10 protein-coding genes and 1 pseudogene are annotated in these 8054 nt (G+C 49.0%); 6 read left to right on the top strand and 5 right to left on the bottom strand.

Features of this window, described 5'->3' with window-relative positions:
• Positions 1-161: 161 nt before the first annotated feature.
• The gene (locus POG22_RS10715) at positions 162-371 is read right to left on the bottom strand and encodes a hypothetical protein (protein ID WP_498905186.1); all 210 of its coding nucleotides are present in this window, start codon (positions 369-371) and stop codon (positions 162-164) included.
• A gap of 139 nt (positions 372-510) precedes the next feature.
• Between POG22_RS10715 and POG22_RS10710 the strand changes: the two are divergent.
• A pseudogene (locus POG22_RS10710) lies at positions 511-1256 on the top strand (IS1 family transposase).
• A 128-nt stretch (positions 1257-1384) separates the two neighbouring features.
• Here POG22_RS10710 and POG22_RS10705 read toward each other — a convergent pair.
• Positions 1385-1651, bottom strand: coding sequence for a tail fiber protein (locus POG22_RS10705; RefSeq protein WP_074170931.1), 267 nt, complete (start codon positions 1649-1651; stop codon positions 1385-1387).
• A gap of 201 nt (positions 1652-1852) precedes the next feature.
• Here POG22_RS10705 and POG22_RS10700 point away from each other — a divergent pair, with 201 nt between their 5' ends.
• The gene (locus tag POG22_RS10700) at positions 1853-2245 is read left to right on the top strand and encodes a hypothetical protein (protein ID WP_150128573.1); all 393 of its coding nucleotides are present in this window, start codon (positions 1853-1855) and stop codon (positions 2243-2245) included.
• Positions 2246-2659: 414 nt separating this feature from the next.
• Here POG22_RS10700 and POG22_RS10695 read toward each other — a convergent pair whose 3' ends face one another.
• From POG22_RS10695 to POG22_RS10685, 3 genes are all read right to left on the bottom strand, one after another.
• Complete coding sequence (locus POG22_RS10695) at positions 2660-3088, bottom strand: secondary thiamine-phosphate synthase enzyme YjbQ (RefSeq protein ID WP_017662668.1); 429 nt, start codon at positions 3086-3088, stop codon at positions 2660-2662.
• Between the two features lie 41 nt (positions 3089-3129).
• Entirely contained in the window at positions 3130-4239 is a 1110-nt protein-coding gene (locus tag POG22_RS10690; RefSeq protein WP_063717617.1) for a hypothetical protein, read from the bottom strand.
• Between the two features lie 129 nt (positions 4240-4368).
• Positions 4369-4533, bottom strand: coding sequence for a hypothetical protein (locus tag POG22_RS10685; RefSeq protein ID WP_498905183.1), 165 nt, complete (start codon positions 4531-4533; stop codon positions 4369-4371).
• 37 nt (positions 4534-4570) lie between these two features.
• Between POG22_RS10685 and POG22_RS10680 the strand changes: the two genes are divergently transcribed.
• The 4 genes from POG22_RS10680 to POG22_RS10665 form a co-directional block, all read left to right on the top strand.
• Positions 4571-4687, top strand: a complete 117-nt coding sequence (locus POG22_RS10680) for a photosystem II reaction center protein I (RefSeq protein ID WP_017662665.1) — start codon at positions 4571-4573, stop codon at positions 4685-4687.
• A 141-nt stretch (positions 4688-4828) separates the two neighbouring features.
• Positions 4829-7294 (top strand): DUF3769 domain-containing protein, encoded by a 2466-nt coding sequence (locus POG22_RS10675; RefSeq protein ID WP_498905182.1) that lies wholly within the window; start codon positions 4829-4831, stop codon positions 7292-7294.
• Positions 7295-7354: 60 nt separating this feature from the next.
• Complete coding sequence (locus POG22_RS10670) at positions 7355-7855, top strand: hypothetical protein (RefSeq protein WP_082901644.1); 501 nt, start codon at positions 7355-7357, stop codon at positions 7853-7855.
• A 132-nt stretch (positions 7856-7987) separates the two neighbouring features.
• Positions 7988-8054, top strand: a 67-nt coding sequence (locus POG22_RS10665) for a MerR family transcriptional regulator (RefSeq protein WP_498905187.1), incomplete at its 3' end; no start/stop codon positions are given.

Below are 8054 nucleotides of genomic sequence, written 5' to 3'. Positions count from 1 at the left end.
CTTACTATGCAAGAAATCGCTGAAACCCTTACAGGGCAAGAGTTTTTGTTAAACTGTATAAAAAGTTAGCTCAAATCGCGAAATTCCTTTCCAGATATAGGCTACAAGCATTTACCCTACACACCAAGGTCGGAAGAGCCTTAAATTTTCTAAAATGCTGATTAGCGAGCGGCTTCGCCCTGCTTCGGCTTGAGTTTCTTCTTTGAGAAAAAAATACCAATCTCTGGCATCACATACTCTGGAGTTAAGTTTCTTACACTCTTTTCTATCCCTTCTAAACTCTTAAGTTCGTTGGGTTCAACTTCGGCGTGCAAGATTTTCGCAATCTCTTCAACGTGTTTTTGTAGTTTAGCTCGAGTTTTCTCGTTCATTTTTCTGAAGGTGCTACTATTACTCTATTATCTCTCTTCGGCACTCTGATTTTCTTGAGTCTTTTTACCAATTTATTGAATTGAGTATTTTGATGGTATTATACAGTAATTATGAAAAAATTTTTTGTGGTTTGTGCTTATAATTTGTCCTCAATGCGGAAGTGAACATTACGTCAAAAATGGCCACATCTATTATGGAAAGCAGAGATTTAAATATAAAGATTGTGGTCGTCAGTATGTTGAAGGATATCAATACCAACATATTTCTGAAGAAACCTGGGAATTGGTCGTTCGCGAAGCGGAACGGAGTTCTCTCGACTTCTTCTTGAGAAAATCTCGTTATCCGGTATTGCTCGGGTCACCAGAATTTCTATGCGACATCTTCAAGACTACGTAAACAAGAAGTTAGCGCAAGTCCCTCGAAAAGTTGAGGTGATGCCAAAAAAGGGGAAATTAATCGTTCAAATGGATGAACTCTGGTCTTTCGTCGGCCGCAAGCCAGTCAAGCAGTGAGTTTGGCTGGCTTTAAATGCTGAGACGCGCGAAATTGTTGGTGTCTATATTGGTGCGCGAGATCGAGAAGCGGCACGAAAATCATGGGAATTTTTGCCTCCTGTTTATCGTCAATGTGCTACCGGCTATACCGATCTTTGGGAATCTTATCAAACTGTTTTACCTAGCAAACGACATAAAGCTGTTGAAAAGGATTCGGGAAAAACCCGTTATATTGAAAGATTCAACAATACTCTTCGTCAGCGTGTATCTCAACTCGTTCGTAAAACCTTATCTTTTTCTAAAAAGTTAGAAAATCACGTGGGCGCGATTTGGTACTTCGTTTATCATTATAATGCTTCAATCCGCGCTCGTCATCATCACTGTGCATGACTATCAGTATTTTTACTCATTACATTTCTGAAATGCACACGAATGCACACGCTATGTGAACCTCCCAGGTTTGGGAATTCCTGGGAGGTTTCGAGGATTCGATCGATTTTTAATCTGAGCTTAAACTCTTAATAAGGACGTGAGGGATACAATCCGTTCAGACAGATAATATAGTTGAGATCGTCGTAAGTTGCTCCGGTTTCTGCTCCCAGAACTGGAGCAATCTTCGGCAGAGCAAAAGTCGTTCGCCCATCACCACCGTACTTGCTTCCAAGAATAGTATACAGTGCTACGTTTTTTTCAATTTCTAACACTTGCCCGTTGCAAAATGCCCAATTTCTTGGTGCAAAGTTACCTGCAAATAACCGAATTTCTCCAATTGTACCTTCGTCCATCTTAATGCTCCTGAAATTGTGAAGTTTGATACAGCGAGCTTAGCTCGAGCTTCAAAAGTTATGCACGATTTTTAAGGAATATTTAACACTCTCACAAAATATTGTCGTATCTCAAAAAAAATACATAATTTGAAATAAATAAAAAATATAAATATATCGATCTATATTTTTCTTAACAAAATTGAAGCTCAAGAAATAATAATGTCAAAACACGATTTAACTCTCGCAATTCAGTTTGGTTCGGCGTTTCTCATCATTTTTCTGCTGCTGGGATACGATCCGTTATTGAGTATTGTGTTAGCGATCGCCGGTGGAATTGCGGGAAGCATTACGGTTTCTGGTTGGAACGATAAAACCGAACCAAACGAACTCAAACCTAAATTTTTTACTGAAGATAAGCTCTCAAAAACACGATTGAGTCACCCCACTCCTCTAGACAAACGTAAAACTCGTTATTTAGAAAAGCAGTACAAACATCATCGAGGTCGTCCGACGACATTCTGGGAGCGAGTTAAAAGTTGGTTGGGTTTAGAAGAAAGTGGTGAAAGTCGTAAAGCAGCATCAGAAGAAGAAAGTGAAGAAAGTCAGGAATAAAAATTTTTAGCAATCCCAATTGACTTACGGAAAAGAAGGCTCTTCCGACCTTGGTGTGTAGGGTAAATGCTTGTAGCCTATATCTGGAAAGGAATTTCGCGATTTGAGCGGCATTTTTATACAGTTTAGCAAAAACTCCTGCCCTGCAAGGGTTTCAGCGATTTCTTGCATAACAAAATCGGAAGAGCCGGAAAGAATCACAGGCTGGAAGCCTGTAAGACGCGGGGCGGGGTTTGACAGGTCTGAGATTTCGCAACTGATTTAGGATTGCTATACTTTGGAAGTGCAAAAAAAAAACATAATATTGTTCGATAAAAAATTTGGCATGAAAGATCTCCAATCCGTTGAATTTACATCGAGAAACGCCTGTAAAAAAGGTAGGCATAGCCCACACTACTACATCTAAGAATTTATCTAACTCCCACTAATATGAACCACGAGTTCGCGAGCGTGAGAAAAGCTGCGATGTTCCCAAATGTAAATGCCCTGCCAAGTTCCTAAAACTAAACGCCCTCTAGAAACTGGAATTTGTTCGGAAGTGTGAGTAATCGCCGTGCGGATGTGGGCGGGCATATCGTCAGGGCCTTCAGTGCTGTGAATGTAATGTCCGCTTTCAGGAACCAGTTTCGAGAAAAAGTTTTCTAAATCTCGCAAAACATCGGGATCGGCGTTTTCTTGGATAATCAAACTTGCTGAAGTATGGCGTAAGAACAAGGTACACAGCCCTGTTTCGATTCCCGATTCTTTAACGATATTTTGAACTTGTGAGGTGATTTTTTGTAGAGATTTTCCAGAAGTTTGGATGCGTAGAGACTTTTGATAATGTTGAGTGACAGTTGGCATGATGATTTCAGGGTTCGGCTAAGTTTGGACTTGTTTTAAGGTTATGCCGGTTTCTCGAAATATTCAACAACCGCACGGGCAATCGCTTCGTTGCCGTCTTTGGCAAAGCGATGTGGAGTTTTGGGCGGTTCGAGGGGCTGTCGTAAAAAGTCCCAGTTCCCAGCGAGAAATTCCTCGTGAGAGATAATTTGATGGGGGGCGCAGTTTTGTAAACCGTCGAGAAGCAGTTGCGCTTCGGCGAATCCTTCGCGAGTCAGGGAGACGACTGGAACCTCGAGGCGCATGGCTTCGGCGAAGGTGCTGAAACCGGGTTTAGAGACGACGCGATCGCACAGAGGCATGACATCCACCGGACGAATCCGCTGCGATCGCTCCATCCGACGTTCGATATCGAGCAGTTTGACGAGATTCGGTAAATCCGGGGCGTTGGTGTCGAACGTGAGAAACAGCCAGTCGGGAAAATGTTCGAGGACGCGGTAGGGAATTTTTTGCAGTCCCAAACCGCCGAAACTCAGTAATGCCGTGCGATCGCGCGGTGCGGTAATTCCGAGTAACTGCTGGAGTTCGTCGATGCTGTAGCGGGGAGTTCCGCCAGTGAGTCCCGTGTCGGTAACGTGGGGAAAGGCGGCAAGGGGTTCGTGCATCGGGAGGCGAAACAGGCGATCGCACTGCTGAAAACATTCGCGAATCCAGTCGGCAATCTCGAGGAATTCGCCCCCCCAGTCGCGATAAATGAAATCCCAACCGAAGTTACTCATCATCCACCCCGGAACTCCTGCAACCCGAGCGATTTTGGCGGCGAGAGGGGGAATGTCGGCAAGAACGAGTTTGACGTTGTTGAGGCGGATGAAGTTGACTTCAGCGGCGATAAGGTCGTTTTGGCGGCGTCGGATGTCCTGTAGTTTTTCGAGGGTGGCGTCTCGGTCGATGTTGAGGCTGTCGGATTGAACGACCCCCACGTCGAGGGCGCGAGGGCGGTAGAGAAAGTCTCCTTCGATGTAGGATTCGAGCAACCAGCGAGGGGCAGTCGTCACCATCGCCACGAGAACGTCCGGGTTGAGGCGTTGGATTTCAGCGACGACGGAAGCAACACGGACGGCATGACCGAAACCGTGGTTGGTAACGGCAACGTAAAGAACGGGACGCGACATAGATTGACCCTTAGTTCGATCTCTTCACAAGACCCTTCATGCATCGTATCGCAACGAGAAAGGTTTCAGTCGCATTCTACCGATCCCCCGTCAGAAAGGGAGTAGAGATAATGGTAGAATCGAAAAGACTCAACTGTCGCTCGTACGGTCAAGCGAAGGGCTTGCCAAGCGAAACCCTTCGATCGCCGGGTTAGAAGATTTCCCGAAATCGTCTTTGATTTGCTGGGATAAAATGCCAGAATATTGAGTCAGTTGGGTTTTGCGATCGCGATCGCCTGCGACCGTGGCAGACAAATTGAAGCTTTTTTTCAACAGACTGGAGTAATCGAGAATGTTAGCCCTTAAAATCACCGTTTACATCGTTGTTGCCTTTTTCGTCCTGCTGTTTATCTTCGGATTTTTGTCTAACGACCCGTCTCGGAACCCCGGTCGTCGGGATTTCGAGTAACGTCGAATTCGGCACCACTCGAACGAAAACTAGGCGGGGGGCGGTTTGCCGTACCCCCGCTTGCTATGTGGGGTCGGTGGCGAGTACCATGCTCGATCGCATCTCGTCTCACCTTATCCGTCGCTCCTATTCCCTTAAACGATGACCTACCCGGTGCAGCCTCCCGAACCGCCGCCGATCGTGAAGGTGGTTCCGTCGAAGCAATTGGCGGAACCCGAGTTTGAGTTTTCCTCGCATCGCAGCGATCGCGCGATCGACTCGCCGGAAACCGGTCAACCGCTGTCTGTAAGCCAGCCAGAGACGATCGATCCGTGGTCGGGTGTTCGCCCCGATCCCCTCGCCCCCGAGGTGAGTTGGGCCGAACCGAGTGCGAACGAACTGCTGCCACCGCGACGCTTATCCGATAAATCGGCGGTGTTGTCGGCGATGGAATCGACTGAAGATAGTGTTACGCCCCGCGACGAACCGGCCTCTTTTCCCGCGATCGAGTTTGAAGAACGGGTTCCCGATCGCGAAATTGAAGATTCCGAACTCGACGGAGATTCCGAACTCGACGAAGATTCCGAACTCGAAGATTCCGAACTTGACGAGATCGAAAACGGCGATCGCGAACTCGAAGATTCCGAACTTGACGAGATCGAAAACGGCGATCGCGTAACGGACGACACCTCCCCAGACAAACAACCCAACGCCCCAACAGTAGACGGTTCGAGTTTGCAAGAACCCCTCGAACTCGAAACCCCCATCGAAGTAACCGCAGACTATCAAGAATTCGATGACGATCGCCAAATTTTCACGGCGACGGGAAACGTGGTCATGCGCTACCGAGACGCCGTCATCGATGCCGACTGGCTGCAAGTCAACTTACTCACGCGCATGGCTCGAGCCGAAGGAAACGTCGCCCTAACGCAACCCGGACAGGTCTTGCGCGGCGAGTTATTTCGCTACAACTTCGTTCAAGAAATCGGAACCATCGACCAGGCGCGAGGGGAAATCAGCAGTTTGACGCGAGTACAGACCGCGACGCCCCAAAACGCCCCGACCGCCGTACCGTCAGTCAATACCCTATTACCAGTCGATATCGCCGCGCGAGGGCTGTCTGACGCCCCCCAGAGCGATCGTATTGCCCGAGAACAGCCTCTCAACGTCGCTCGCGGGGGAGAAGTCCAAATCGGTGTCGGTGCCGGCCGCGGCTACCAAGACGCCGAAGGCGGGGGAACCATCAACAGCTTCCGCTTCGAGGCCGAACAGGTCGAATTTACCCCCGACGGTTGGGTTGGAACGGAAGTTCGCATCACCAACGATCCGTTTTCACCGCCCGAATTAGAAATCCGAGCCGATCGCGCCACGCTGACGCCGATCGATCCCCTCCGAGACGAGTTGCTGTTGAGTCGTCCTCGTTTGGTGTTCGACGGCGGGTTTTCCCTTCCCATTCTCAAGCGCCGTTACGTTATCGATCGCCGGGAACGCCAGCAACCGTTTTTAGAATTCGGATTCGATCGCGAAGATCGCGGCGGTTTCTTTATTCAGCGTTCCTTTACCGTCATCGACACCCCTCGTTTCTCCCTGCGCGTCGCCCCTCAATATTTCGTGCAGCAGGGGTACGACGAGCGGGATTTACTAAACTTAGACCAGTTCGGCAGTCTGTTTCGCCTCCAGTCGCTCCTCTCGCCGACGACGACCTTGCGAGCCGAAGGAAGTCTCACGAGTTTGGATTTCGGCAATTTCGACGCCGACGACGACCTACGAGCCAGCGTCCGCTTGTCCCAAAAAGTCGCCAACCACACCCTGACAGGCGAGTACAGTTTCCGCAACCGTCTGTTTAACGGTTCTCTCGGCTTTCAAACCGTTCACAGTAGCATCGGTGCCGTTTTGACATCGCCTCGGTTGATATTAGGACGAACGGGCATCAATCTCGAATATCAGTTAGGAGTGAACCGAGTCGAGGCGGATACGGACGATTTAGACTTACTCGAGCCGATTCGAGACAACAACCGGGCGACCTTGACGCGATTTCAAGGCAGTTTCGTGGCGCGTCGCGGTTTTACACTGTGGCAGGGCGAAGCACTTCCGGCCACGGCTGAGGAAGGGTTGCGGTTTTCTCCGATTCCCGTGGTTCCTTTCGTGCGCTTTTATTTAGGAGGGCGAGGGATCGGCAGTTTTTACAGCAACGGCGATTCAGAGATTTCGTTACGAGGAACGGCGGGATTCGAGGCGCAGTTCGGGCATTTTTCGCGAAATTTCCTCGATTACACGGCATTTAACCTCGAGTATTCGGAAACATTGCAAGAAGGCGAGTCGCCCTTTTTCTTCGATCGCACCGCCGATCGCCGCGTGTTGCGGTTTGGCTTTACTCAACAGCTCGTCGGACCGTTCCGCTTCGGGGTTCAAGCCTCGGTGAACCTGGATTCGGGCGAAAACTTCAGTACGAATTTAGTACTGGAGTACAGTCGCCGCACGCACGGTATTACGTTATTGGTCAACCCGGAACGGGAAATCGGCTCGCTGACGTTTCGGATTAGCGATTTCGACTGGAACGGCAACACGGGGGCGTTTAGCGATACGGAAACCTGTGAAGTTATGGGTGGACTGCGCTGCGTAAGATAATATCGAACGTGCGTGGGGTGCGCGATCTCTCGGGAAATCGTACATCGTCTTTGGAACAATATGACGCGCGATACAGCGGCGATCGAGGCGATTGCTTTATTGAAGTACTACAGTTTCGACCTCGGGGAGGAAACCGCCGAGGAGTTCGTCGATCGCTGGCTCGGCGGCGTTCCGGCTGCTTGGCTGCGCTTGTCGGTGTTAGAAGCCCTCTATCAAGGGCGTTATAAAGGAATTTCCGTCGAACACTTACTGCAACTGTGGCTGCGGCGGGAGAGTCCGTTTCAACATTACAGTTACGAATTCGAGCGCTTGGTGTGCGATCGCCTCCCCGGAATGCCCGCCCCCCCTCTAGAAGAGGTTCCCGAGATTCCCACGGCTGAAGAAGTCGAGACCGCAGACCAACCTGAAGAGAAAGCCCCCTCTCTGACGCCTCAGCCTCAAATCGATCGCTTTACGCCGTCGCTAGATAGTTCTCAACTTCACTCGAAATTAAAAAACTTTGCCCATCGCGATGAGGTGTCTGACTCTCGCGAGGAGAATGCTGAAGAGGAGCTAAGCTAACTGCCTGTTACCACATTTATGCAATTTTGTCAACTAAAATGTGGTGATTTCCGAAGTGGGGGCTGGGGACAGAGTTTAAATTTCTCACTAAAATTGTTTAAACTCACTCAATGTTTAAGCTATCATCAAATCATGAGTAAGTTTAGCATTTCCGAAGCCGCAAAAATCAAAGGAGTATCACCATCGACGTTAAGACGTT

The sequence above is a fragment of the Geitlerinema sp. CS-897 genome, assembly GCF_028368005.1.
GTDB lineage: Bacteria > Cyanobacteriota > Cyanobacteriia > Cyanobacteriales > Geitlerinemataceae > Baaleninema > Baaleninema simplex.
Note: the sequence above shows the minus strand (reverse complement) of the source record. Positions and strands in the feature narration are given on the sequence as shown.